Source organism: Pedobacter kyonggii (assembly GCF_004310665.1).
In the GTDB taxonomy this organism is placed as follows: domain Bacteria; phylum Bacteroidota; class Bacteroidia; order Sphingobacteriales; family Sphingobacteriaceae; genus Pedobacter; species Pedobacter kyonggii.
Window position 1 is genome coordinate 1 of record NZ_SIXF01000021.1, and the last position, 26,699, is coordinate 26,699.

The window sequence follows — 26,699 nt, forward strand, 5'->3', positions numbered from 1 at the left end:
TCTGTCTAATCTTATTCATGCTGAGCAGTTTGTTCGCCATATCTACAGGGGTAAGCTTGATGCTTACCAAACCTATATAATTGGCGGGTTAAACTATGCCCAAATCAGTGATATGGTTAATTATAGTGGTGTAGTATGTGTCGGAATGGCAGAGTAAAATAATCCTGCAATGAACCAAAAGTGGTGCACTTTGCCTCGGAATATTTAATTACCTCAAACAAAAAATGGTGTACTTTGGCTCGGAATGACTGGTGTACTATGCCTCGGAATGGGTGGTGTAGTATGGGTCGGAATATCCAAAGCCGAAATGACGTTTAGATTCCGCTATGCTTTCATTTCAACGGAATGGAAAAACCTTTAGGTCTGTAACTAATTTCGATTTCCGCTACCTGATAATTTACATTTTCCATAATATTTTAATTTAAATATGGTGCATCCACAGGTTTCATGGCTGCCAAAGCTGAAGAAGCAACGGAATAAATAGAAAAGCGCACGAACGCCATAGGAGGGTTTATGCCGGAATTTCTTTCCGCGTGCCGGCCATGAAACCTAAACTTGTGCCAGGATTAAATGAATATCCTTTTTTTACCCTCCTATCAATTGCAAATTCTCCCTCGCTTTCTCTCTGTGAGCATTGCGCGCCAATTTTAGCAGCCATTCCCTTGAGGTATCTGAATGGTTTTTATAAACTTAATGTAGCGGTGGTGCTTTCACCTCCTGAACAGGCTGTTGTTTCTGGGCACTCATTTTTCTTATTACTTCATATATAGTAAAAATTGCATCCCGGGCGTCACTACCTCTATCCCAATGTCTGCCGTAGTCTTCATATCCAGCCCTAAAAAAAGGATCTGTAGCGATCTGCTGATCACATTTCCAGGCTACATACCCGGGTTCCATAAATTTTGTTATCGGATTGCCCGGAGGAGGAAGGGTAGATTCACAGTTAAACCATCTTGAAAAGCTACCGCTGGTCGCACCTGCGACAACATTTCCCCCGCTTGCATAGGCCGCTATGGCGCCAACACCTCCTGAAAACGCTATACGGGAGAATTTCTGGTCACGCTGATCAAAAATACTCTCGTTTAATGGTCCAAGTGCGTGAACGATCGAAGTCTCCAAAAACCCTTGTTTAAAGCTGCCACCGGACAGCTCTGAGCTGATTCCCCCAGCGCCACCGTGAGCCAGTGTCTTAGCCGCGAAAGAGACGTCTTTATCCAATCCCATCTCGCCAAATTTTGCAAAGCTCGAGCCGATAGAGCTGAACATCGCGGCGCTTGCAGCACCGTTGATAGCGCCGTTCATCGAGGCGTTCATCACCTCTTTGAAACTGCCGCCCTGTACTGCGGTCATTCCACCGCTGACCCCTGCTCCAATGAGTGCACCTTTGCCCACCGCTGCCCAGAATGCGGCAGTGCCGGCACCGCAGGTGAAATAGGTTATTGTAGCTGCCGCGGCGATGATCACTACCTGCTTGCCGTATTTATCCAGAAAGCGGTCGCCTTCATTATATATATTTTGATGAAACTGTCCGAAAGTCCTGATTCCGTTTCCTGTTTCCCGGCCGATATTATTGATTACCCTACTGACTGCCCGCGTTTCTTTACTGAAATTCAGTGGTTTGCGTATTGACCAGAAACCTTCCGGATCCCATCGGTTTACAGGATCGTTCGTTACGTAACTATAGCGGTTGAAACTTTGGGCGGAGCTTGGGTCTTCGACAAACAGATCCGGAGAGAGGAATCGCCCCACCTCGGGATCATAATATCTTCCGCCAGCATTAATGAGTCCAAAAGCATCGAGATGGCGGTGGCCTGTATAGCCCAGATCCTGTTCAACCGGGGATTGAGATATAACCCTACCATACCTATCATACCTGTCCAACTGTTTAACTGATCGCTCTCCGAATGGACTGTAACTGTAAATAGAGGTAATCTTGCCGCTTTGGTTGCTTTTTGCCGCAAGTGAGCCCTGATGATCAAGATGGAGGTAAACTATGCTCACTTCACGTTTTCCCGCTGAATCAGTGATCTGCTGTATTGCTGTCATCTGGCCTCCGCTAGAGAGATAATGGAGCTGGGTAATTTTGTTGCCCTCTTCGATAAGCTCAAAATCTGCGAAAGGCCTGGTGTTTCTACTGATAACCTTCCCTGCCTTCAACAAGGTACTGCTGATCTCATTCTGATTATGTCCATAGATAACCGCTAGTTTTAGCCCGTTCATTTCCAGCGCTTCGGGCTTATTGAAATAGGTATAGCCTATCTTCAGTCCTTTTTTAGCCTCATCGACCATATTACCGAAGCTATCATAACTGTACTCTCTTAATTTCTCGCCGTTATTATATAGATAGCGCAGGCGTTGGTTGGACTGGATATCGTATTGGTAAATGCCTGAGCCTGTTTTCGCTGAAATGTTACCATTATCGGCATAGCTTACTTCCATTTTATGTTCCGGGGTGGAAACAGCAGAAAGCCTGCTGAGCACATCATAGCTATAGGTTTCCACCTTCCCTGTATTTGCATCGGTCTTGCTGTTGATCCGGTAAAGATCATCATAGCCATAACTTATTGCCAATAATGATTTTGTCGGATCGGTGGAATTAAAGGTACTGGAGCTTGCCAGTAGTTCGGTTTCTTCCTGGTAACGGTTTTCAATCTTCAGTCCGTTCCCCAGGGTACCTGAAAGTACCATGCCCGAAGCTGTTACCTCCTCCAGCTCCCAGATATTTTTCTCCACCTCCCCCGCGGCCTGACTGCTCAGTCTAGTCTGCACGTTGTTCCGGTACCCGTAGTTAACCACCAGTCCCGAAGGATAGCGTTTGGATGAAACCCGGGAAAGCGAATCATAGGTAAAGGTACTGACAAACACGCGGCTGCCAATTCCCTGGTGCTGGGCGATCGGCCTTCCCAACCGGTCATAGCGGTACGCGGTAAAATCTCCTGAGGATTGGGCAATACTGTCAACCTTTCCTTTCACAGCACGGTCGTAAAACCACGTTGTGGTACCTGCAGGCGTATATTTTTTGGTTATCCTTCCGGCTGCATCATATTCAATCCTAATTTCTCTGGTACCATTGGTGGTTTCCTTGATGAGTCTATCAAATTCATCATAGGCATAATTGAGCGTTCCCAGATTGGGATCTTTGACCGATGTCTTTCTTCCCAATACATCGTAACTGATCTCAATGGTGCCACCAGAAGTCTTGAGTGATGTCAGATTACCCCAAAGATCGTATGCATAGCTCACGGTGCTGCCGCTGTAATCACTCACCCGCGCTACCTGGCCTTTGGCATCATAAGTTGTTTTCTTTATCTGTCCGGCCGTATTGGTCTCCAGCTTGTTCATTCCCTGGTAGCTTATGCTGGAGATTTTTCCGTCGGGATTTTTCACCGAGATCAGTCGACCGAAGGCATCATTTTGAAAAACAGTTTTACCTGGCTCTGTAGGTTCGGGGCCCTGTTCATCCAATTCGAGATCTCCATCCTCATCTATCCTGAAATTTAAAAATACTGGTTTGCTGACCTGTAAAGTCCGTTTGCGATCTGAATGTGCGCGGTACTGAAGGGATTTTCTAAAAAGCGACTTATCTGCATTCTGTGGACCTATGCTGGGAAAAAGTGACGCGATTTCCCTACCGTTTCGGTCAATAATGCGCTTCACCAGCTCTGCACCAGGCTGTTTCTCCAGGACAGCATAAGCGAAGCGATCTTTATCGGCTTGAGAAGCAAGCCTATAGCTATATTCCATTACTCTTCCATCGGGATAGATTTCTTTGGTGAGGTTTCCGGCCAGGTCGTATTGATACTCCATTTTAAATCCGTTCGGATCAGTTTCCGACAGCATTCTTCCATTATCTACATTTCTGACATATGTTGTAGTAAAGCCAATCGGATTGGTATATGATGCGATAAAACGCTTATCATCTGTGTACTCATAGCTTTCAGAAAGAATTTTCACCGGATTGTTATAGCTTTTTTTGCCAATGATATTCCCTACCTCATCATAGATAAGCTCGGTGAAGTGCCTGTATTGTGGATCTGTCCTCTGCCTCACTATTTTCACCAGTGTCCCGTTGGCGTTGTAGATATAATGGAAGGTGCGGCCCTTAGTCGCCATAGCCTTTACCGGATGGTAGACATAGGTACTGTCGCTAAGCGGAACCCCGAAAAGATAAACTGCACCTACACTTAAGTCAGCATTAAAATTCCGAAATTTTCTGTCCGCACAGATCACCGTGCCATCAGAGAGCACTGTTTCAGTTTTTGTATTGTTGGAATGGGTATCGTAACTATTTTTGATCAGTGTATTGGAGGACAGTGTTCCATCGGTCTCATATTTGATGATCCGGGAGCTCAACAGCAGGGGCCTATAGCTCAGCCCCGAGGAGCTGAAATCCTTGACCGCGTGAAGAACCGAGCTGGCAATATCCTGCTGACTGGAACTGTTTGCACTATCAATTCTGAGCAGTGAGGCATCCATTTTCTGCGAAAATCCTGACATCAGCGAGATCGCCTTGTCATTGTTCCGGCTGAAATTTTTCCCGAAACTCTTTTGAAGGCCCGCAGAAATCAGATTTTTGGAAGTCTGGGACAGGCTTAGGTTCTGATAGTCATTCCCTTTATGATAAAGCATAAAGTCCCAATTGTTTTCCTGAACAAAAAACAATTTTCCATCCGACTTTTTTTCCTGTCTGCTGATTTTGCCCGTCAGGGGGAAATCATATCTATAAGTAGTTAAAGTGACGATTTTTGCAGTGGAATTATTTTGTATTACTTTCCTGAATCCAGCCAGTCCTCTGCCCCTTCTTTCCTCTATGAGGTCTTCATAGGAATACTCCGTAAAGATTTCGGATTTGTCAGATGCCGAACTGGTGGTCAGAAATTTAACAACTGGAAAACCACCTCTAAAAAGCTTATAGCCTGCCTTTAGCGTAGCCTCATAGTTGGCTTTGTAGGTCTCGTATTCGTTCAGTCCGGAATAGGTAACTCTTACAAGGTTTCCGAATCCGTCGATAACCTCCCTGAGTTTGTGTTCATGCCCGATTCCGCTTGTATACTTGATTTCACGTTTAGCGCGGACAACCAGGTCCGGGCTTCCGTTCCAGTCCACATCCTCAAAGCTGATCGATTCGAGGCTGGTAAACAGGTTAATTCCTTTGGGCAGGTTCAGTTGGGTTTTAGAAAGTACAAAAGTGAGCTCTCCAGGGTCTGGAACCACGATATCGTAGACCTCGGTTTTACCGTTCGGCCAGCTCAAAAGGTACTGCATCCCCTCGGCTGAAGTATAGTTTCCAAAAGAATATTTAACACCGGGAGGATTGGCAAAGGGTTTGTTTATAGTGGTCGGTACAAAGCCGTTCCCGGTAAACAGAAAGATCCGGATATCTATGCTATAAGGATTTGAAGAAGGTATTATCAAGTCTGAAAGTCCATCACCGTTAATGTCCATAAACCGCATAAAGGTCCAGTCAGCCGTAGTTAGGCCAGCCGGAAATAAAAACTCTTTTGTGTCTATTTCCCCATTTCTAAGCTTGAGTATCCCTCCTTTCATTTGACCATCAGCAATTAATGATATCAGGATCTGGGTCTTTCCCGAACCGGTGAAATCACCTAAAAATTGTTTTGTCAGGAGCGTTGGATTTCCAAATGACATATTAGCACTTTGAAAAAGCTCATTTTTCTCGTTCAAACTGTAAACGCTGTAGCTGTTTGCGAAGCTTTTACAAAAGAGTTCCTGCCGGCCGTCCCCATCCAGGTCTACCGCTGTTCTTTCGAAAACGCCATACATCGGAAGGTTCGACGGATACCTTGAAAATGAGATCTTTTCTGCTGTGCTTTTATTTAAAAATACAAAATTTGGCGTAACCAGGTCGGCAAGCTGATCACCATTTAGATCAAGGAAATTTATTCCACTAATAGTCGTATAACCTACAGCTATAGGAAGGTTGATGATTGCCGGAACGTATTTGCCGGCTTGCTTTATAAAAACGTTCAGTGATAATGAGTCTTTTCCCGGTATTTTTGTATTTGTCAGACTGACATATTCATCATCCTGATCGCCATTAAGATCACGGATAAAGTTATAATTTGCCATAGGGGCAGGGAGATCGGCACTATCAACTGCATTATATTCTATCCGGGATTGTTTATACCATTCGATGGTCGTTTTTGGAATCGCCGAGTCGTCATCTTTATCCGCAGATTCCCGGATTTCGATGAGCTGTTTTCCCGTGGGAGTATCGTACTTAAAATCATAATATTTATGCGATCTGCCATTTGTTTCCATCTGGATCGAAGAGAGAATGTCATTGTTTTTGAATACCGATCCAGCCAGATATCCGATATTGAATTTGCGTGATGGGTCAGTGGTATAATTGAAAAGAATCTTGTTCTTTGCCCCTGGGCCAATTTTAGCATTACCAGCGTAGCTAATGGATTCGATCCGGATATGGTGATCAGGCTGTGCGCTGTATTCGAACAGGATAAAATTCCCAAACCTATCCACTATACGGGTAAGGTTCCATTCCAAAATTTCTTTACGTGATTGAGAAACTGAAATCTCATTTCTGGATTCCGCAGTTTCACCATAATAATAATTCAGTCCATTGGGGTGTTTTACAATGAAATAATTTGGAGAAGAACTACTGTTTGGTATCGCGCCAATAGCCCTGATAAAAGCAAAACCCTCATTTTCTGTTCGGTAGACAGAATTAGCTGACCCGTTGTTCTTTTCAATACAGGTGAGGTATTGACCATCCAACAAGAAAACATCCTTTTCCGTGAAATTTATGCCATCAACAAAACCGTTCTGTGCAAAATTGTTACCTGATCTCACAATTTTGGATAGACCGCTGATATTCCATCCATAACCCATTTCAGATATGCCTGCCCTTGAATCGTAAACTACACTTAGATTGGGGACCAGGCCGTTTATTCCCGGTGGAACCGTTAAGGGCACCACATGGTTGTATCCGCCAGTCTGGTTTACCTCATAGGTATCGTCAATAACCCCCACTAGCTTATTTGCCTGCTGTGCAAAGACAGATAGAGCACAAACACCAAGAATGATGGTGAAACAGATTCGGAGCGATTTTTTCATTGAAAGAGCTGTTTGGTTTGAGCACCTTAAATTTACTAAAAATCTGCTGGATAAAAATACCCGTTACTAGGTATTTATCCATATCATAACGGAGGGCTTAAACCGCATATCTGGCTACAGCAGTGTCGCTTACATGAACTTGGATTATTGGTCTGAGCTGGATTGGTAAGAATTTTCAACCTGTCTGATTTCCATAATCGGTTTTTTATATCCTTAAACATGAAAAAATACTTAACGCCTCTCCTTTTATGCCTCGTGTTTTCTTTCAGCTGTAAAAAGCAGCCCCAGAGTGAACCACCCCCCTCAGGTGACAAGATCAGCTATAATAAAATAATGATATATAAAACTGATTATCAGGAAGAACAGTTGCCCCATAGATTACCGAATTATAACTAATACCGAAAATTAAGGGAGAAATACGGATACCATCCTTCTTTAGAGTAAGCTCCGATCAAACGCAAAACCGTAAGTGATGCCGGTGCAAAATAAAGTCCACCACCTACACCATGGTGCCACAATTCTGAATTTTCAGCTCTTTTCCAAACCCGGCCAACATCATACAGGCCCATCATACCCAGCTGACCAGGCAAAACATAATTGACGAAGTCACCCAGCTTAAGCCTAAGCTCCAAATTATTATAAACACTCTGCTCACCGGCAAACCTGAGCTGCCTGTACCCTAATAAATTGCCCTGGCCTCCCAGAAACTGGGATTGATAAAAAGCAGGCCTGCCAACTGTCACCCCACCGCCAAGTCTCTCAGCAACAATAAGGTTGCCTTTAGCATCCAGTTTGCTGTAAATTGCCAGACCGGAATTGATCTGTCCAATGGAATTCGAGTAGCCGTTCAGCCCCACAAGGCCTTTCAGTGTTAGATCAAACAATATCCCCTTTACTGTATATTTCGGAGAAACTGGTTCTCCGTCACTTTTGGTGAATTATGCTGATTTTGCAAGTACCATTTTCCTTAGCAACTGAAACCCTGCCTTGCCGTACATCTTTCTTTTAATTGTTTTAATACGATTGACCTGCCCTTCAACCTGCCCATTACTTATATTGGTTATCACTGCATTATTTACTGCATCATAGTCTTTTAAAATGTTTTTCGCAAAATTGTTCAAACCACAGTCAGATTCAAACACCTCTTCAATCCAGGTTTTCAGCGTGCCATCCTTTTTAGTCTTAAATAGGTTTTTAAAGCCTTTAACTAACTTTTCCATTTTCTTCATTTGTGGGTATTTTTCAAATAGAAGCTTTAGAAAATCTTTGTCATCAGCTCTTTTTAGTTCCCAGGGCTCCATGTATAGCATAAGTGATAATCTGGTGGGAGACCAGGTTTTTACCAGTATTGGGCCTGTGGATTTCGGTCTAAGAGCTGGTTGCGTATTCTTAAGCTCATTCATTTTATTGCAAAACTGGGTGTACTTCCCGTTAAAACCCATCTCAACAATCGTTTTATGCAATTCCCGGTAAGTTTTTACTCTATTTTCTTCCTGCATCAAAAAAACCAATAAAGGCGTCCAGATTAGTCGTGGTATGTGCCTGTCTTTTAACCAGCTTTTCCATCATCGTGTATTTTCTCACGGTTGTACGGGTTAATTTTACAGTCTTGGCAATCTGCCTTATACTGTTGCCCTTGCTATAAAGATCTTTGACTTTTTCGAACTTGTGCAGCTTGTCAATACTGATATTGGCAGTTGTTAAAGTATCTTCTGTAATCTGTAGCATATTTTGAACTGCTGATTCGGTCTCAACGGTCTTAGCAGGATGATTTTTCGGCTGATTATAAAGTGTAAATGCCTCCCTGAGTTCTTTTCCCTTCGATTGAAATATCCTTTTAGTCGCATCCCCCAGATTCATAAGCAGGTGAAAGCGGTCTGCAACCTGACTGGCATCAGGCGCTCCTGTCTTGATACCTAATGCATATGGACCGCATCTATCTCTTGAAACCGTTTTTATCTCGGGATGTTGTTTCAGCCATTCGGATAAAGTAGCCGACTCCCGGTCCGGCAACAGATCTACAACTTCCTTTTTCGCTAAATCAACGATGACCGTTCCATAAGTTTTTCCTTTTTTAAATGCCCAGTCATCTACGCCAATAACGCCTGACGTTAGTTTTTTAGGTTGGATATCCAAGCGCTTTACCACTCTTAATATTATGGACGGGCTTACAGGCACACCGGCGTAGCGGCTAATAGCTGCTCCTGTATTCCCGCCAAGCTCAAGGGCCATTCTGGCGAGAAGATCATTCGATCGGATCATCCTTCTGTAGTATGGTTTTATTTCACAATCAAACCGTTCGGTAAAGACTTTCCTGGGGCATTCAGGGTTATCACAGAAATATTTTCTAGCTTTAAGTTGAACTTTTGACAAATGGCCGGAAATAGGTAAATCCAAAAGAGTCCTGGAATACCGACTATGAATTTTACTGCTCTTTTTATTACAAACAGGGCAGATTGAACAGGTTTGACATACAGAGGTATCAATATATAGTATTCCTGGTTCCGAATGGATTGAGTCAGCTCGAAGCTGCACATTTGTAGGAAGTATAAATTGCGATATCATAGCAAAAAGTATATTATAAAATTACACATATTTACACTTATATTTGTTGGTCTTAAAAAAAGCTACCGTGGGAAAATCAGTACTGAAGATTCAGCGTGCAGAAGCTGATGAAATAAAGAAAATCTTAAACAAGAATGAAGCTTACACAGTTGGAGCAAGGCTTAATATTGTTTACCTGGTTGCATTGGGACATTCCAGCAGAAAGCTGTCTGAACTTCATAATATAAGTTTTAAACAGATAACCAACTGGGCGCATCGTTTTGAGAATGAAGGCATAGAAGGACTAAAGGACAAGAAAGGAAGAGGACGGCATAGCGCATTGTCGAATGAACAACTCGAGAGAATAAAAACAGTTGTCCTAAAACAGGCCCCCTCAGACTATGGGCTTGAATCAAACAGGTGGACTGGACCAACCTTGGCCAAATGGATTAACCAGGAATACGGTTTAGCCTATCAGAAAGCACAGGTATACAACTTGCTAGAAAAAGTTGGCGTAACCTTTAAAAAGAAGCAGGGGTTAACAAATAATGTGTAGTTTTTTAATATACTTTCACCAAAAATGACGAAGAACCAATTTCAGCGAAATCTCCACCTAGATGATTATACGGGATTTAAATTGTAAATTTAATCTGTAATCAATTGTTACGATTTATTCGGAAATTAGATAAGGTAGAAAAAATTAATATAAGACACAATGAACTTAAAAAACGAATTATTAACAGGACTGTACTTTCCCGTAGGATGGGAATACAGAGAAATTATTGAGACTGAAAGCAAAAAGAAAACTGACGGCAAAATCTTCTACTTCTGTCCCGAAGAAGGGATTTGTGAGGGGCAGGGCACTATCGTCGAGATGAAGGATTCGCAATCTGATGGAATCTTTTTAGTGCTTTCAGACCAAAGCAAAATAAGGATTGACAGAATAATAACCCTGTTTGGCAAGCCCGGCGCTGCATATGAGGAATACGATGGCTATTCCAATTCCTGTATGAGCTGCCTTGGCGGCTATGAAAAAGATGAAATCTAACACGCAGCTTATTCCTTGTTTTTCAAATCATCCTTTCATACACTTGGCAAATTAAAAGTCCTATTGGATAGAGTGGGATGATCGATTGATTATCAGCTCCATCTACTAGGCCTGAGCAGACTATCCTCTGATGAACAGTCAAACTCTCGTTCACATTCTGAAAACTCATACTCGGGTCAAGAAAAACATTATGGAAGTTTCTTTTTCCGATAATGCCCTTCAACTTTTTTTTCAAGACTTTTTCGAAATTTACTACAGCTTCACAATGTTCAAACAGGGTCAAACTTCCGCGGATTGACTCCTACCCAATAAACATTAAACCTAAGAATCCTTTAATAACAGAAATGAGAATTAATTAAAGGTGAGCTTTTTACATTGAAACAAAATAGGCTTAATTCAAATTCTAATTTACAATCAATTAAGCCACTAAGTTCGACTCTCCTTCAATCCAAAATCTTATGAATCATATACAGTTATTATTAATGGCTAACCGGCAAAGACTTCATCCTGATCGATAAAGTCTTTACCTTGAGAAATTAAAGCAATTGCGTTCTGTTACATCAAAAAACAATGAATACAAAATAGACATATCACCACTCCCGCTGTAGAAAAAAGCCATTAGTCCACCTATTATTCAAATATCAATGTGGCAATGGAGTGCGGCAAGCTGGTAGTTGTAGCTGCCTGACCTTTTATCCATAGGCTATACTTCATTTTTTCATCTGATTGATTCATCACAACCACAACCAGTTTTCCATCTGTATTTAAAAAGGCTGTGGTTTGCAATAGATCACGACTGGATGCTGTGGCAATTCTTCTGGCTCCGGGACGGATGAATTTTGAAAAATGCCCCATGTAATAGTAGGCATTGGTATAGATTAATTTATCCTTCTTAGTATCGGCATGTACCGGGGCAAAACAAAAATTTCCTACATGGTTTGGGCCACCGTTTTCATCTAAAAGAATATTCCAGTCCGTCCACGCTGCAGTTCCGGCATTAAAGTCATTGATCATTGAATAGCCATAACGCTCGCCTAAAGTCCAATCATCCAACTTGTTTACATCATATTTTTCTTTACATCCCTCGGTAAAAATTAGCGCTTTATCCGGATAGGCTTCACGTGTCTGCCTTACATTTCCAAACTGCATGTCACTTCCGGTCCAGGTTTCATACCAGTGGAAGCCAATACCCCAAACGTATTTCGCAGCATCTTTATCATTTAAAATGGTAGATGCTCTTTGAAAAATTTGATCGCGGTTATGGTCCCAGGCAATCAATTTCTTAGAAGATAGACCTGATTTATGCAGTGTAGGACCTAAGAAGTTTTTTATAAAATCACGCTCCTCTTCTGCAGTATATACACAGGATTCCCATCTCTGTTTAGCCATTGGCTCGTTTTGAACCGAAAGACCCCAAACTGGAATACCCATCGCTTCGTAAGCTTTAATAAACTTTACATAATGATTTGCCCAACTTTGGCGATATTCGGGCAATAAATGTCCTCCATGAATCAGACTGTTGTTGTCTTTCATCCAGGCAGGTGGTGACCAAGGACTCACGTATAATGATAATTTACCCCCGGCAGCCGCAGTTGCCATTTTAATCAAGGGAATTTTAAACTGCTTATCGTGAGCAATGCTGAAGGTTTTTAAATCTTTATCACTATCCTTAACATAGGTATAACTTCCGCTTGAGAAATCACAACTTGCAATATTCGTGCGGGCCAAGGTGTAACCTATACCTTTATCTTTATCATAATAGGCAGTAAGCAGTTCTTGTTGGTTTTTACTGGAAAGTTTGGCAAAGGTTTCTGCAGATGCATCAGTCAATGCACCGCCAATGCCCACCAAAGCCTGATATCTGATGTTCGGATCTACGAAAATTGTTGGTTCGGTTTCAAAGGGCTGTCTATTTTCTACAAAACTTAATGTTTCAGTTTTACTGATGCGATAATCAGATTTACTCGCTGTAGTGTAAACCACAACTTTTTTATTTCCAAGCACATATCCCTGAAGGGGTTTACCGGTTACCCCAGCATTTTTTTTATGCTGTGCCACTGCAGCAAATGTGGTTGCTATAAGCAATAGGGTAATTACATTTTTTTTCATTGTATTCTAAATTATTGTATGCTTAATGCATTTCTTGATAACTTAATAATGCTTATGTTAGGATTCATTTCTTACCGCATTGAAACCAGAAATACTGCGAAATCCAATCGTTTCCTCATATTACTTACTCCTCAAAAGTGCTTCCAGATAATAATAATCAGCATAATTTATGGGCACATCAATTTCTGATTTTGCTGGAAGATGCCCAGTACTATGCTCCAAAATGAAACCATAGTTATCCCCGATTTTACTGGTGCAATTCTTATTAAGAAAATAAAGAATCTTATCAGCGGCAGCTTTATACTTTTTTCCATTTCCACTGTATTTTGCGAGCTCATAGAGTGCAGAAGCAGTTATCGCAGCAGCAGAAGCATCTCTGGGAACATTTGGAATATCAGGATCATTGTAATCCCAGTACGGAATACCGTCTGCTGGTGTAATTTCGTTATTCAGTATAAAACCTGCAATTCCATCTGCCTGAGATAGGTATTTATTGTTTTTTGTTTCGCGAAAACATAATGTATATCCATATAAAGCCCATGCCTGACCACGGGCCCATGCCGATTCGTTCGCATAACCCTGTGCAGTTATTTTCTGAAGTATATTCCCAGCCTGGAGAGTATCATAGTCAACTACGTGATAAGAACTAAAATCTGGTCGGAAGTGATTTTTTATAGTATTATCTGCATGGGACACAGCGATTTTATAAAATGATGAATCACCCGTCATTTTGGTCGCTTCAAACAGCAATTCAAGATTCATCATATTATCAATAATTACCGGATATTTCCATTTATCACCATTATGATCCCATGATTTTAGCACACCTGCAGTTTTGTTAAATCTGGTAGAAAGCGATTTAGCCGCCTGGATAATAACTGACTTGTAAGCGGTATCTTTTGTTAAGCGATAGCCATTTCCGAACGGGCAGTAAATCATAAAACCCAAATCGTGAGTACCACGATTATATTGCTCTTTCTTGATATCTGCAGTATATTTCTTAGCAAGATCAAGCCACTTTTTATCTTTTGTGTATTCATAAAAATACCACAGTTCTGCCGGAAAAAACCCACTTGTCCAATCTCTTGAAACCACCATTTTAAACTGTCCTTTTTCAACGGTTCTTGGAGATACCAGATTGGGTTTGACCAGACGGGCTGAATCAACATTTTTAACCAAAACATCAGTTTGTTTTGCTGCTGCAGCAAAAGCTTGATTTATGTTAACTTTTTGAGCACTTGCTGAGCCAGCTAATAACACACAACATAATGTTATTTTAATTTTTAACTTCATATTTATAACCATATTAAAGGGTTGCGAACGGGTAAATTCCTAATGACTTCTTCTACTTGAGGTGCATGGTCTAGTTTTTCCCAGGTGGAATACCATTCATGCTGATTGAACTGAACCGCTCCGACAATTAAAAAGGGTTGTGCAACAGGCCAGTTTTCCCAATACATTACATCGGCTTTTAAAGGCCATTTATTTTTTTCGGCTATAAAAGGATAAAGAAAATCCAGACCTTTGCGGATCGATTTTCCATCTGCTGTTTTAAAATTCCAAAGATCATCACTTGGAATGGACAAAATCTGGCAAAGCATCACCATCGCATCGAGGTTAAAAATTGAATATCCATAGGGTTTCGTTCTGGCCATTTCTAAAGGAAAACTTCCATCTATACCCATTTGCTTGGGCAGTAAGATGGTTTTATAACTAATGCGCAACGAATCGAGCATTGGCTCATCTTTACACAATTTAGCGAAAGATGCCACTTGCATAGCCCAGCACGTGGCATGATTATTTTTAACTGTTTTTTCTTGTATACCTGGTTTGGAGGTATTCAGCCACAGCGTATAACTGGCAAACCATTTTTTAATTCCAATGGAGACAGACTTATCAAATGCCTTTGCGTTTTCCATCACCAAAGCACCTTGAGCAACTTCCATTAAATGAATGGTATCGATAATACCATAATTTCTTCCGGTAAATCTGCCCTTTACTGCCTGAGCAAATAAAAGATTTGGATTCATTAAGGTTTCAGGATTTATAAACCATGCCTGAAAATGTTTAACCGCATGCATTACATAACTTTCATTGCCTGTTATTTTATAGGCTGAGGCCAATGCACCGATGATTTTACTAAAACGAATCATAGCCTTCCTGTGCTCGACAAAATTATCCGGGTTCGTTAACCCATCTCGGTTGATATAAGGTCCATCCGGGTTTTTCGGGTCGGGCCAGAAATAATCTGCTTCGGAAAAAAAATCATGTTTGCCGCCAGCACTTCGGGGCGAAGATGATGCGGTAATAGTAACCGGCTCTTGTTTCATTGCCCATTTTGCCTGATTTAAAATTTGCTTTTTGAGCAAAGCAATAGTTTGTTTCTTAATATCAACAGGCAGCTTTTCCGTATTCAAAATATTGACTGAAAACGCAGTTCCAGCGATATAAAAAATAATAAACATTAAAATAACCAATGCTCTTCTCATAACTTATAATGTTTCAAAAATGGTTGGCATGCCTTCTGATTTCACCGAAGCAACACTTTTGCCTTTATTTAATTTTACTTTGATAATTGCTCTGCCATTATAAGCCTGCACTTTTCTCGAACCGGACGATGTTCCCAAATCATCAATTAATCTTCCATCACCAGTTAATCCAAAATTTACCCAATTTGTTGCATCCAAGCATTGTATTCCAGCTTCATCAAAAAGCTTAACCTCCAAGGTTGCAACATCTGCCTCCTTATTTATTTTGGTTAAGGTCATTTTAGCGGCTTTAGTCCATTTCTCTGTTTGGTAGATAAATTTTATCTCATCGCTTACGGTAACCTTACCTTTTTTAGCTACGGCTTTAACTGTATTTTCTCCTTTAAGAAACGGAAGGTTCCAACGTAAACCCGCAGCAGGGAAATCCTGGCTGTTTCTTTTCTTTATCCCAAAGCTTTTTCCATTCAGAAATATTTCTGCTTCCGTACAATTAGCATAAACTTTTACCATCTTTTCCTCTCCCTCATCACCCCATCGCACTGGCCAGCTATGCCCATAAATATGAACCATTGGTTTATCGGTCCAATACGATTGAAAAACATAATAAGCCTCCTTTTTAGTAAAATCTCTTTCTACAACCCCCTTCTGGTTCATGTAAGGTACCGGATTATCAGGACGAACAGGGGTAGAAAAATCTTTGAATGGCCAGTATGCCGAACCACTTAGCCAAGGCATGTTTTCCTGTTCTTTAAGGTGCCAATCAATCAAATTGGTGATGTAGGATTCACTCCAATCGCCATCTTTGGATATTCTTGCGGCACCCCCAAATAATGAAGCATCACCTGCCCGCTCATCAGCGCTTTCACCGGTTTTAATTTTACTTAGGGCTTTATCAGGATTTTCTGAATGTCGCATGGCATGGCTATCACCTCCCCATTCTACATGTAAAAAGCGCTTAACTTTAGCAAATTCATCTTGAGAAACCTTTTTATAATCGGTATAGGCACCACGGTACCAACCCGCCCAGATAGATGGAGAATATACATCAACAATATCGGCACAAAAATCGCATCGCCGGATTGCGGTATACCTGGATGAATCCAGTTTGTGGGCGCGTACATTAAGTTCTTTCATAAAGGTTCTGATTTTTTCTTTATCAAATTCAGCAAAATCTCCCGGCCAATCGTTTTCATTCCCCAAGCCCCAGATAATGATGGAAGGATGGTTATAATGCTGCTCAATCATATTTGTAAGCATAATTCTGGCCTGTTGCTTATAAGTTTCGCCACCTAAACCACCCCGACACCAGGGGATTTCTTCCCAAACCAAAATGCCCAGACTATCGCAAAGGTTCAACACAATTCCCGATTGCTGATAATGCCCCAGTCGGATAAAATTCACGCCCATATCCTTCATCATCTGCATCTCGGTGCGAATCATTTCCGCTGTCATTGCTGCCGCAACGCCTGCATGGTCTTCGTGCCGATGGGTACCGCGCAAGAGCAGACGATTTCCATTTAATTTGAAGGGGCCCTTTTCAACAAAGTCAATGTTTCTAAAACCTATTTTATCTTCACTCTTGTAACTGCCTGTGGATGAAACGAGATCATAGAGCAGGCGATACTGCAAGGGTTTATCGGTCGACCATAATTGCGGCTTATTGATCTGCAAGCTCCATAAATCAGTATCATCATTTAAATTATTAAGCTTTTTTTCCTGCTGTGCAACAACCTTTCCTCTTGGGTCGATTAATTTAAGATGGATAGTAGCATTTTTTAGGCCCGTAGGATTGTAAAATCTTCCGCTTACATTTAATTTACCAAATTTTCCCTGCACATCCACTTCAGCTTTAACAAACATTTTCTCAACAGATAGTGGTGGAACATAGACCAGGTTTAAATAGCGGTAAATTCCTCCATAAACATTAAAGTCTGATAGATCTGAAGGAATCGTTTCCAAATTTCTTGAATTATCCGTACGGATAGAAACAGGCACTTGCCCCTTAAACTGCTTTTGGTAAACTTCCTCATTTTGAAATGCGGCAACTGCATCTGTAATGTCAACCGTCCATTCATCGTAACCACCTACATGCGAAGCGACTTTGGTGGTGTAAACATAAACTTCCGTCTTTTGACCAGCACCTTCGAAATGCAAAATGGTTCTACCATTTTGATAAGGATTTTCGATTCTGAGCCTTGTACGGTACCATGCAGGCCCCTGGTAATAGTTCGCATCAGGATCTACTGCATCTGTAGCATTAACGCAATGCGGTAAATTCACATTTCCCCATAATGGAACGGATTCAGGATTTCCCAACCCAACAGGGCGTAAAGCTTCCCAGACCCCTCCTAAATCCTGTTTAAGAAATTCCCAGCCAGCATTTAACCGCATTGATTTTTGTGCAAATGCTATATCGGATGACAGAAAGAAACTGAGGAAAATAAGATATCCGGCTATTTTTTTCATATATAATTAATAAACAAATTATTTTTTTGCTTGCTGCCAATGCATAACCCATACATTCAACTGTATTCCACAAGGCTTAAATTTGCTAATAAACTTTTCTTAACTGTTATAACCAGCAATAATGACTATCCATACCCATAAAAGTAATTTGTGCTTCAACATATTTTTATTCGTATCCTTTAATCTAGTTATTTTAATCTTGTTTAAACTTAATGTTGCCAGGCTGGGCCTTTTGCAGTTCAAAACCCATAGCTTAACCTTTCTTAATTAATCAAATCCAGTTCTTCTATATTTCTTTCTTATTGGTAGTGGGTATTTTATCTAACTTATTGTTTTAAATGATTTTGATGATGATTATCAAGCTTCACCATCAAAATGCTATTGAATTTTGTTTACTACCAAATCATCAAAGTAAATATAACTGGTCTGACTGGAACCCCAGACAGCAACGTCCTTTCCACCCCTGAAATTATGGAAGGATAGTCGTTTGATTAGGCGCTGTGCATCGTTTGTCGTCCAGCGAATAGACTGATCTAATACTGTTGCACCATTTATAAGTACCTGTACCCAGCCATTTTTAGTAGATCCGGTATTACTTTTCACATAAAGATGTACCGTATAGGTATTTCCTTTGACAAGGCTTCCGCTTGTTGGATAAGATCTTCCAAAGGTATCTCCACAGGGACCAGCCATATCTCTATGATAAACATAAGGTTGAAAATAAACCCTGTTACCATTGTTATACCACATTAATCGCAGACTTCCTCCATTTCCATCGGTGGGAATATCACAGCCCGTATTGCCTTCTCCTATAAGAAAGCCAAATCCTACCTTTCCTCCCCTACTCCAATCGAACTGACTATGAAAACGAACCTTAAACGTTGCCTCATATCCAGAACCATCAGATAGGTCCGCGCCAGCGATAAGTCCGTTGGACACGGAGTTTGGAGCCAAGGTTGCCCTGGCCCACCCGCCTGATATGTAGGCACGGTTTTCGTTCCAGCCAGTCAGCGCAGCCATGCCGAAATCGCTGCTTGCTTCACTGTAAGAATATGAACCATCCGGATGATTGAAACTGGTGGTGATGTTGCTTGGATAAGCTTGTGCTGCAGCCGCTGTCATACTTTTATTTACCAAAAGTTTTTCCGGGGTAACAATGTCCTGGCTTACCTCTGATGAATCTTTCGAGCAGCCTAGAATAACGCTGAAGAAAATTAACATGGCCATACCAGTTGATTTAGATATTATAATTTTAACACTCATTTTAATTTGGTTTTAGGTTTAAATCTGTTTAAATATTTCTTATTCGTGCTTTATTGTCCTGGACATCTATGTGCACCGTTTTGCTTTAGTTTATTATTAATTTATATGTACTTAAAATGTTTTGATTTCATCCGGGTCAGGAAAAAAGCAGTCCTTGGTTAAGGGACTGCCAATCCTAATCAAAACCATGCATATTCTCACACGGTCTTTATCTTCTATCAAGGTAACTTATCCAATGCAGGTACATTCTGATCATATCCGGCATAGCCTTTATTCTGGTTAATCCTGCCTTCAGTGTTAAACCGTTGAGCACTTGCCGGAACAGGCCATAAAACGTGGTAAGGTGCAATTTTGTAGTTTACACCTTGTAATGTTGGCACCTGATTTTTATAAAAATCATTTTTTTCTATAATCCTGTCGTACATAAAATTATTATCAGAAAAAGTAGCAAGGCTATAACTCTTACCGTTATAAGCCGGCTTACCTGTTTGTGCAAAAATATATGCCATACGGGTAAGTTCTGTTTTGCGAGGCTCTTCCCAAAACAATTCACGGGCACGCTCATCCAAAATGGTTCCTATTGTTATTTGTGCGGCATTTGTTAACGACGTTGCATTGGCTCGGCTTCTCACTACGTTTAAGTCAGCCATAGCCAATCCAAGTTCACCTTTCCAATAATAAGCTTCTGCCCTAAGTAGATAGGTTTCTGCCAAACGGAATACGTACCAATCGGTATTTGTTCCGCGGGGTGGTGTCCAGTATGGGTCATTTGCTAACGCGTTGGTCGAATTGATGAAAACTTTATAATGTGGCCATCCAAACCAGTGGCGAATGGTATCAAGTGCACCATTTGTAAAACGTTGTTTGATATTTGCATCCGAATACATTTGCAGAGGCTGACCATACAAGGCTCTATCCGCAGCGTTTGTGGAGGTTTTCAATGCCGGGTTATTGTACACTAAATCTGACATATCCATCCACATGCCTTTTGCATGTCGGTAATCGGTATTATCGGTCCAGATGTATTTTGTGCTGTAAGGCGTACCGCGGTATCGGCCAATTCCTCTTCCGTACATTCTGGTCAGTGGAATTTCTGCGGTAACCAAATCCACAATTGCGGTTGCTCCTGATGGTGTTTTTACGTTTGCAAAATGCCAGGCGGGAACGGTGTTTCTCATCAGTTGCGAACCCAAGGCTGTAAAACCAGCAAAAGCTTCTCTATCGATCACTAAAAATAGTGCTTCCCTATTGGTGGTGAGCGATTTATTATCCATTCGGTGCAAATCCCAGATTACATTTTTTGTCAAATCAGAAGCGGTGCTTCCAAAGCGCGTGGTCATCATACCATATTTCCCACCCGAAATCACATTAGAAGCTGAAGCAATTGCATCATCAAACCTACCAAGTGCCAGATTTACTTTAGTTAGCAAATGGCTAACAGCACCTTTGGTTACATCCCCCTTATTGCCTCCATCGGTAACCCAGGTTTCGGCAAATTCGAGATCTGTTTTCATTTTGCCCAGGATTACTTCTCTTTTTGTGGAATAAAAATCTGCTTTTGGAAATTCCAGATCATTTAAAAGCAATGGTACATCGCCGAACTGATGAACAAGTCTGTAGTAATAATAAGCCCGGTAAAAATATGCTGATCCTAAAATCAGGTTTTTTTCAGCTTCAGACGTATATGTTGGTTTATCAATGTTTGAAATGATTGTGTTAGCTTGCCGTACCGCAACAAATTCATTATCCCAGTACCAGCCTATTTTGTTGAAGTCATCGCTGTTAAGATTGGCATCCGGAGTGATCCTGGAAATTAAATCCTGAGCGGGTGTGTTTTTATCGGTTGTTCCATCCACAGCAACATCTGAAAAAATCGATTCCGTTAGTAGCGGAGCAGAATCGCCAAAAAACTCTCTTCGCGTAGCCAATCCAAGACCATTAAGTGCGGCTTTCATAGCGGTAAGGTTGTTTAGATTTTCCGGTGCATAAGCGGAGAGTTGTTCTGAATCCAGATATGCTTTTTTACATCCAGCAAAGCCCAGTAATGCAGCGAAAGCAAATAGGATGGATATATTTTGATTTATTTTTTTCATTTTCTTTTAAGTTATAAATTAACATTAAGACCTAAAGTATAGTATCTTGGCGTAGGACCGTTATTTTGCGGATCCCAAAATGTCCATGTTGGTGCATAGTAGCCTGCATTATTTACATTTGCATAAATTTTCGCACTTTTTAAACGAAACTTAGTAAGCAAATCTGATGGTACCGAATAGGATACTGCTACGGTGTTTAGGCGTATGAAAGAATTATCCCAATACACATTGTAGCTTGTACCGCTGGAACCAGAATTTAGTCTGGCATAATCATTTATTGGGTTTGCGGGAGTCCAATATGGTAAAATATATGATGATGAGCGGGCAAATCCTACGCTACCAGGTTGGTTTTTGGCTGAATTATATTGTTTGAGCTGTCCCCAGTTGGCAAGCAATTGAAATGAAAAATCAAAATTTTTGAAAATATTGAATTCATTTCTCATGGCGAAGAAATAGCGTGGTGTACGGTAACCTAAAAACTTTTTGTCATTATCAGAATAGGCATAATCCCCATCAACATCTTCCAACTTAAAATCTCCGGGCTTAATGGCTGCCTTTGTAAATTTTGCCGCTTCGGCCAATTCACTTTGCTGCCAAACGCCCTGAATATTATAATCCCATATTATGTCGATATCTTTACCAATAAACCATCCATTTCCAGGGTCGTCTGTTGGCAAGGCAAGGGCAACAATTTTATTTCTGTTGAAGGAAAAATTGAAATTGGTATTCCATTTAACAGGACCATTAACAAGATTTTTACCATTCAGGTTTAGTTCTCCTCCACTATTATTGATACGGGCAAGGTTTGAATAAACATTAGAATAGCCGCTAACATTCGGCAATGTCTGTCTAACTAATAAATCACTCGTTTTCTTGTTATAGACATCAATAGAACCGCTAATGCGATCGTTAAAAATTGAAAAATCAAAACCGGCATTCATCGCGGTAGTTTCTTCCCACTTTAAGTCTGAATTGGCCATTTTCGCCCCAATCTGAACGGTGTTCACATCTGAGGCAGCACCACTACCATTTACAGTTTGGTATTTACCACTCGTTAACTGAGCAAGTGCAGCATACGGATCGACAGTCCCGTTATCAGGGTTACGTAAATCACGGTTACCATTAATACCATAGGAAAGACGAAGCTTCCCGTAGCTTAACCACTTCTGATTTTTCATGAACGCTTCATCTGTAAATACCCATGCTAATGCTGCTGCCGGGAATGTAGCCCGTTTGAAGTTTACGCCAAAAACGGAATAACCATCTCTACGAACCGAAAGGGTTAATATATAACGGCTCAATAAACTATAATTTATTCTTGCCATCAATGCATCTCCTGTATATACTTTATCTTCACTATTTGTTACAGGTTTGATACCGCTCGAAAGATTATGATAACTTAGCACGTCACTGGGAACGAAGCCTTCATTTGAAGCTTGTGTCCACCAGGTCTGGTATTTTTCAGCATTTGCCAATAGTGTTACATCCAGGTTGTGAATGTTGGAGAAGGTTTTGTTCCATTTAAGTAAATTATCCACCTGCCAGTTGTACCGGGTTTCATTAGCCCGTGTTGCAGATCCTCCGGGAGTTACAACATTCGGGTTTCTGGAAGATCGATAATCGAATGTTCTATAGAAATCCAGACCTGGACTAAAATTCAGTTGATAGGTGATTCCGAAAGGCAATTTTACACGTCCATAAACGCTTGCAAAAATTGTATTCTGCTTATTCATGCGTTCATTGTATGTCATACTTAAAAAAGGATTTCTGGCATTTAAACCGCTATCATCTGTTGGAATGCGCCTTAATTGCCCGTTTGAAAGGTATTTATCTCCATAAGGTGACAAGTTTAATATCTGAGCCCAATCTGCCTCGGTTGATCCATCTCCAGTTCTGGCTTCATCTCTATCGGCGAATTGAACGTTCATACCCAGGGTTAACCATTTGGCTGCTTCGCCTTCAAGATTTATCCTTCCTCTGATTGCGGTATAGTCACCACCTTCTATAACATTCTGGTTTTTCTGATAGTTTAAAGACATGTAGTAGGAAATTTCCTGCTTCTTACCGTTTAAAGAAAGGGTATGATCCTGACGGAAACCAGTTCTAAAGATATCATCATACCAGTTAATTGTTTTTCCGGCCAGATAATTTGCCTTCTCATTTGCAACAAGGCCAAGTCTGTTGAGCCATAAATCAACAGGATCACCAGTTTGCCCATTCAACCATTGGGTGAGGTTAACGCCTTCGGGGAGACTTCTAGGATCGTTATACAAATAATCTGGGGTTGTGGCACCGCTCCGCAACACATCACCTCTCCATGACAAAAATGCTTCATCCTGATAAGGCCGCATGTTTTTAGCAACCTGGGCAAGACCAACATTGGTATTAAAAGTAATGGTTGGAGAATCACCTCTTCCCTTTTTTGTCGTTATCGCAATAACACCTGTTGCAGCTTTAGCTCCGTAAACCGCAAGAGAACTGGCGTCTTTTAAAACGTCTATTCCATCAATATCATTTGGATTAATATCAGCGAGCTGCCCATTGTAAATTATACCATCCAAGACAATAAGTGGTGAGGTTCCTGCACTTAAGGTCGACTTCCCCCTTACCAGTAAGTCTCCGCCACCCTTGGCACTTGAACTAAGTCCAACAGACAATCCAGGAATATTACCTTTTAGTACATCTGCTATACTTTGTGGATTTTCATTTTCAAGCTGGGTTGCTTTTACGCTGGAAATGGCGCCGGTAGCATCACGTTTTGTTGTGGTACCATAGCCTATTACGACAACATCTGTTAGGCTTTTGGATTCTTCACTTAGAGTAACAGAAATGCTTGTTCTCTGGCCAACCGAAATCTCTTGCGTGGTGAATCCCACGGCAGAAAAAACAAGCGTTGCATTAGGCAGAACTGATATTAAAAAGCTTCCGTCAGCTCCGGAGGATACAGCAGTTTGAGCATTCTTCACTTTCACCGAAATGCCTGGCAGGCCTACCCCGGCTTTGTCTTTAATGGTTCCCTTCACAGCTATGCTCTGTCCAAAACACAGCGTAAACACAAAGCAAACCAATGCAATTAGTAAGGTAATGGTTTTTCTCATTTTATATTTGGTTTAGAATAATTAGATGATACAAACCTATTCTAAATATTTCATTTTCCAAACAAAAAAAAATCATAACTACCTATCAAATAGATAGTTACATAAATTCATAATACGATATAGCAACAATTATATCGCTTCATAAAAGCACTCCATCGTTTCCATTTCAAGTATGCTTGTTTTTGATTAATACGGCTGAGCAACATCCTTTATCCCTTATTTTTTTTCAGGATAATGAATTCTATACGGTTTTTGGAAAGCTGATGCTGTATCAATCGCGCTGATAAATAAGCATAACTGGCTCATTTAATTTATTTGACTATAAATTAGAATTAATATACCGCATACCAAGTGAGGTTGAAATTGTGGCAAAAAATATATTATCGGGTATCGTATTTAGGTGATAGAGATAAATGAACACATTTTTCAGACCGCTTAGGCTAAGGAAACTTATTTCATTTTAAGCAAAATGTTAAAGCTGTCATTTATATCAATGGGTTTTTAGATAGGCAATACAGTCTTTAACTGCGGAATGGAAAAGAAGTAATTTTCTGATTCGAATGTGTCAACTAAAACACCGTTAGAAGTTGGATGGTATGCGGTTTGCTGTAGCAATCAATATGATTACACAATCGCTGGATCCAAAAGCAGCTTTCCCCAATCCCCATCTGAATTTTTCTTAAGCAAAGCTTTTTTATCAAGCAAAAGCTTTTGCATTTTCGAATTATAGGTCCAGCAAGTGCTTTGGCGAATGTTTAAAATCTCGGATAACTTATAGGAAGAGATGGTACCCTTAGAGGTATAGATCAGAATAAACATATACAATGCCTTGTTTATGGGTATTTTTGAATTTTGTAGGATGGTATGGGCAATTGCTGATTCATCATAACCGCACTTGGTACATCTTCTACTGAATGAGGTTTGACCTGTAGAGTGTTGCGTATTCTGACACCTCCTGCAGGCATATCCATGACTCCATTTCAGTTCGGAAAGGTATCTAAAACAACTATCCTTATCCGGATATATCCTGCTGAATTCCTCAAAATCCAATCCCTTTTGCATAACTCTTGCGCGGGTAACTTTCTCTATATTAAGATGAAGTTCAGAAATATCTTTTTTCAGCAAATGGTTCATCACTGAGATCTCTGCATTTTGTCTTTCGATGGTTATGGTCTTTTGCTGAATCTCCTGTGTACGTTCATTGACAAGAACCTGCAGTTGTTCATTTAGGGTTTGGTGTAAATCATCATTTATTCTAAGCTGTTCAATAATCCTTTTTTGTGCTCTGCTTTTTTTCTTTCTGAGTGTACGTATTGCATTTCCTATCGCGAAGGAAACCAATATCATTTCAATAATAAAGCAGATACTTAGACTGTAATAGCTAAGGGTGCCATAAGGAATCCACTTCAAAAGCAGTAAGATCTTGAGCAGAAAACCTGCAACCAGAAATCCATAACCAAAAACTAAAAAGCTCGCCGGCCTATAGCCAGATGAGAGTACAGAAATTCCGGCGCTGAAAGCAACCAGCAGAGGAATAAATTCAATGATCTTGAAATTAAATAATGGGGTATAAATCAGGCAAGCGATAAAGAAGATGCCTCTTAAAAGAATGGTAATTAACACCAACTTATAAAAAAATGGTGATTTTGACTTGAGATATAAGAAACTACTAGTAAATAATAAACCGAAAATGCTACTCAAAAAAAGCGAAACGCCAAATCCATAAACATTGATATGAGGATTTGTAGGCCAGAGATATTGGAAGGCTATACCATCATTGCACATTTCATACATACCGATACTCAAGTTATACAGCACATAAAACAAATACTGTTTACCCTTTACAGCAAAGTACATCAAAAGGTTATACAGGCAAAATACCGCTATCATCCCATAAAAAAGTCCAAATAACAAATATTCTCCCAAAGCGTAGCTGACAAACCATCTCAGATCCCGCAAAACAATAATCGTACTTACTGAATGCGGTGATTTGATCCTGAGATAATAAGTGAAGGTTTGATCAGTATGGTTATTTAAATCATATATGAAATTTTTATGGTCGTATCCTCTATTAGAAAAACCATAATTAGTCCCGTAATAATTTGCCTTGTAGTTACCCAATCCATCAGATGCATATAATGTCAACTCGCTTATTGACTGATCAAAAAACTCAAGTATCCATTGTTTTGAACTCTCCTGATTATGACTGATTTTAAACCGATACCAATAAGCTGACCCTGCATTATCATTTTTAGGGATTCTAAAGGTATTTGAACGGAATTTATGCTGAAATTTTTTACTTATTATCTGTCTAATATTCAATGTATCTTTAGGATCTTCCAAAACATCAATCTGACCAAACGAAAGCATTGTATGTGGTGAATTATCCTGAATTTGCACAATTTGCTGCGCCTGAATCGTTTGAGCGAAGCAAATTAATAATGTAAACAACGCGGGTATCCGTATAATTCTACTGTAACTGATACTACCAAAG

At 40.5% G+C, this 26,699-nt stretch carries 14 protein-coding genes; 2 read left to right on the forward strand and 12 right to left on the reverse strand.

Annotated elements, in window-relative coordinates; genetic code table 11:
* Window positions 1-690 precede the first annotated feature (690 nt).
* From EYS08_RS18055 to EYS08_RS18070, 4 genes are all read right to left on the reverse strand, one after another.
* The gene (locus EYS08_RS18055; RefSeq protein ID WP_131031421.1) at window positions 691-7,095 is read right to left on the reverse strand and encodes an RHS repeat-associated core domain-containing protein; all 6,405 of its coding nucleotides are present in this window, start codon (window positions 7,093-7,095) and stop codon (window positions 691-693) included.
* 392 nt (window positions 7,096-7,487) lie between these two features.
* Window positions 7,488-7,979 carry a hypothetical protein gene (locus EYS08_RS18060; protein ID WP_131031422.1) on the reverse strand — a complete coding sequence of 164 codons (492 nt, stop codon included), beginning with the start codon at window positions 7,977-7,979 and terminating at the stop codon, window positions 7,488-7,490.
* 54 nt (window positions 7,980-8,033) lie between these two features.
* The gene (locus tag EYS08_RS18065) at window positions 8,034-8,594 is read right to left on the reverse strand and encodes a transposase (RefSeq protein WP_131031423.1); all 561 of its coding nucleotides are present in this window, start codon (window positions 8,592-8,594) and stop codon (window positions 8,034-8,036) included.
* Window positions 8,578-9,660: an ISL3 family transposase gene (locus EYS08_RS18070; RefSeq protein WP_131031424.1), complete on the reverse strand. Its 1,083-nt coding sequence runs from the start codon at window positions 9,658-9,660 to the stop codon at window positions 8,578-8,580. Before EYS08_RS18070 ends, EYS08_RS18065 begins: the two co-directional genes overlap by 17 nt.
* 67 nt (window positions 9,661-9,727) lie before the next feature.
* Between EYS08_RS18070 and EYS08_RS18075 the strand changes: the two genes are divergently transcribed.
* Both EYS08_RS18075 and EYS08_RS18080 read left to right on the forward strand, forming a co-directional pair.
* Window positions 9,728-10,195 carry a helix-turn-helix domain-containing protein gene (locus EYS08_RS18075; protein ID WP_165456500.1) on the forward strand — a complete coding sequence of 156 codons (468 nt, stop codon included), beginning with the start codon at window positions 9,728-9,730 and terminating at the stop codon, window positions 10,193-10,195.
* 159 nt (window positions 10,196-10,354) lie between these two features.
* Window positions 10,355-10,687 (forward strand): hypothetical protein, encoded by a 333-nt coding sequence (locus tag EYS08_RS18080; RefSeq protein ID WP_131031426.1) that lies wholly within the window; start codon window positions 10,355-10,357, stop codon window positions 10,685-10,687.
* Window positions 10,688-11,317: 630 nt separating this feature from the next.
* Here EYS08_RS18080 and EYS08_RS18085 read toward each other — a convergent pair.
* The 8 genes from EYS08_RS18085 to EYS08_RS18120 form a co-directional block, all read right to left on the reverse strand.
* Window positions 11,318-12,796, reverse strand: a complete 1,479-nt coding sequence (locus EYS08_RS18085) for a glycoside hydrolase family 30 protein (protein ID WP_131031427.1) — start codon at window positions 12,794-12,796, stop codon at window positions 11,318-11,320.
* A gap of 120 nt (window positions 12,797-12,916) precedes the next feature.
* Entirely contained in the window at window positions 12,917-14,089 is a 1,173-nt protein-coding gene (locus EYS08_RS18090; protein WP_131031428.1) for a glycoside hydrolase family 88 protein, read from the reverse strand.
* A gap of 2 nt (window positions 14,090-14,091) precedes the next feature.
* Entirely contained in the window at window positions 14,092-15,285 is a 1,194-nt protein-coding gene (locus tag EYS08_RS18095) for an alginate lyase family protein (protein ID WP_131031429.1), read from the reverse strand.
* 3 nt (window positions 15,286-15,288) lie between these two features.
* The gene (locus EYS08_RS18100) at window positions 15,289-17,751 is read right to left on the reverse strand and encodes a glycoside hydrolase family 2 TIM barrel-domain containing protein (RefSeq protein ID WP_131031430.1); all 2,463 of its coding nucleotides are present in this window, start codon (window positions 17,749-17,751) and stop codon (window positions 15,289-15,291) included.
* Window positions 17,752-18,129: 378 nt separating this feature from the next.
* Window positions 18,130-19,014, reverse strand: coding sequence for a polysaccharide lyase (locus tag EYS08_RS18105; RefSeq protein WP_131031431.1), 885 nt, complete (start codon window positions 19,012-19,014; stop codon window positions 18,130-18,132).
* Between the two features lie 218 nt (window positions 19,015-19,232).
* The gene (locus tag EYS08_RS18110) at window positions 19,233-21,107 is read right to left on the reverse strand and encodes a RagB/SusD family nutrient uptake outer membrane protein (RefSeq protein WP_131031432.1); all 1,875 of its coding nucleotides are present in this window, start codon (window positions 21,105-21,107) and stop codon (window positions 19,233-19,235) included.
* Window positions 21,108-21,118: 11 nt separating this feature from the next.
* Complete coding sequence (locus EYS08_RS18115) at window positions 21,119-24,205, reverse strand: SusC/RagA family TonB-linked outer membrane protein (protein ID WP_131031433.1); 3,087 nt, start codon at window positions 24,203-24,205, stop codon at window positions 21,119-21,121.
* Window positions 24,206-24,829: 624 nt separating this feature from the next.
* On the reverse strand, window positions 24,830-26,575 hold the full coding sequence (locus EYS08_RS18120; RefSeq protein WP_165456501.1) for a 7TM diverse intracellular signaling domain-containing protein: 1,746 nt from the start codon (window positions 26,573-26,575) through the stop codon (window positions 24,830-24,832).
* Between the last annotated feature and the right edge of the window lie 124 nt (window positions 26,576-26,699).

Coding starts and splice junctions, on each gene's coding strand:
- EYS08_RS18055 (WP_131031421.1), bottom strand. CDS start 7,095: ATGAAAAAATCGCTCCGAATCTGTTTCACCATCATTCTTGGTGTTTGT.
- EYS08_RS18065 (WP_131031423.1), bottom strand. CDS start 8,594: ATGCAGGAAGAAAATAGAGTAAAAACTTACCGGGAATTGCATAAAACG.
- EYS08_RS18070 (WP_131031424.1), bottom strand. CDS start 9,660: ATGATATCGCAATTTATACTTCCTACAAATGTGCAGCTTCGAGCTGAC.
- EYS08_RS18080 (WP_131031426.1), top strand. CDS start 10,355: ATGAACTTAAAAAACGAATTATTAACAGGACTGTACTTTCCCGTAGGA.
- EYS08_RS18085 (WP_131031427.1), bottom strand. CDS start 12,796: ATGAAAAAAAATGTAATTACCCTATTGCTTATAGCAACCACATTTGCT.
- EYS08_RS18090 (WP_131031428.1), bottom strand. CDS start 14,089: ATGAAGTTAAAAATTAAAATAACATTATGTTGTGTGTTATTAGCTGGC.
- EYS08_RS18095 (WP_131031429.1), bottom strand. CDS start 15,285: ATGAGAAGAGCATTGGTTATTTTAATGTTTATTATTTTTTATATCGCT.
- EYS08_RS18100 (WP_131031430.1), bottom strand. CDS start 17,751: ATGAAAAAAATAGCCGGATATCTTATTTTCCTCAGTTTCTTTCTGTCA.
- EYS08_RS18105 (WP_131031431.1), bottom strand. CDS start 19,014: ATGAGTGTTAAAATTATAATATCTAAATCAACTGGTATGGCCATGTTA.
- EYS08_RS18110 (WP_131031432.1), bottom strand. CDS start 21,107: ATGAAAAAAATAAATCAAAATATATCCATCCTATTTGCTTTCGCTGCA.
- EYS08_RS18115 (WP_131031433.1), bottom strand. CDS start 24,205: ATGAGAAAAACCATTACCTTACTAATTGCATTGGTTTGCTTTGTGTTT.
- EYS08_RS18120 (WP_165456501.1), bottom strand. CDS start 26,575: ATGCTTTCGTTTGGTCAGATTGATGTTTTGGAAGATCCTAAAGATACA.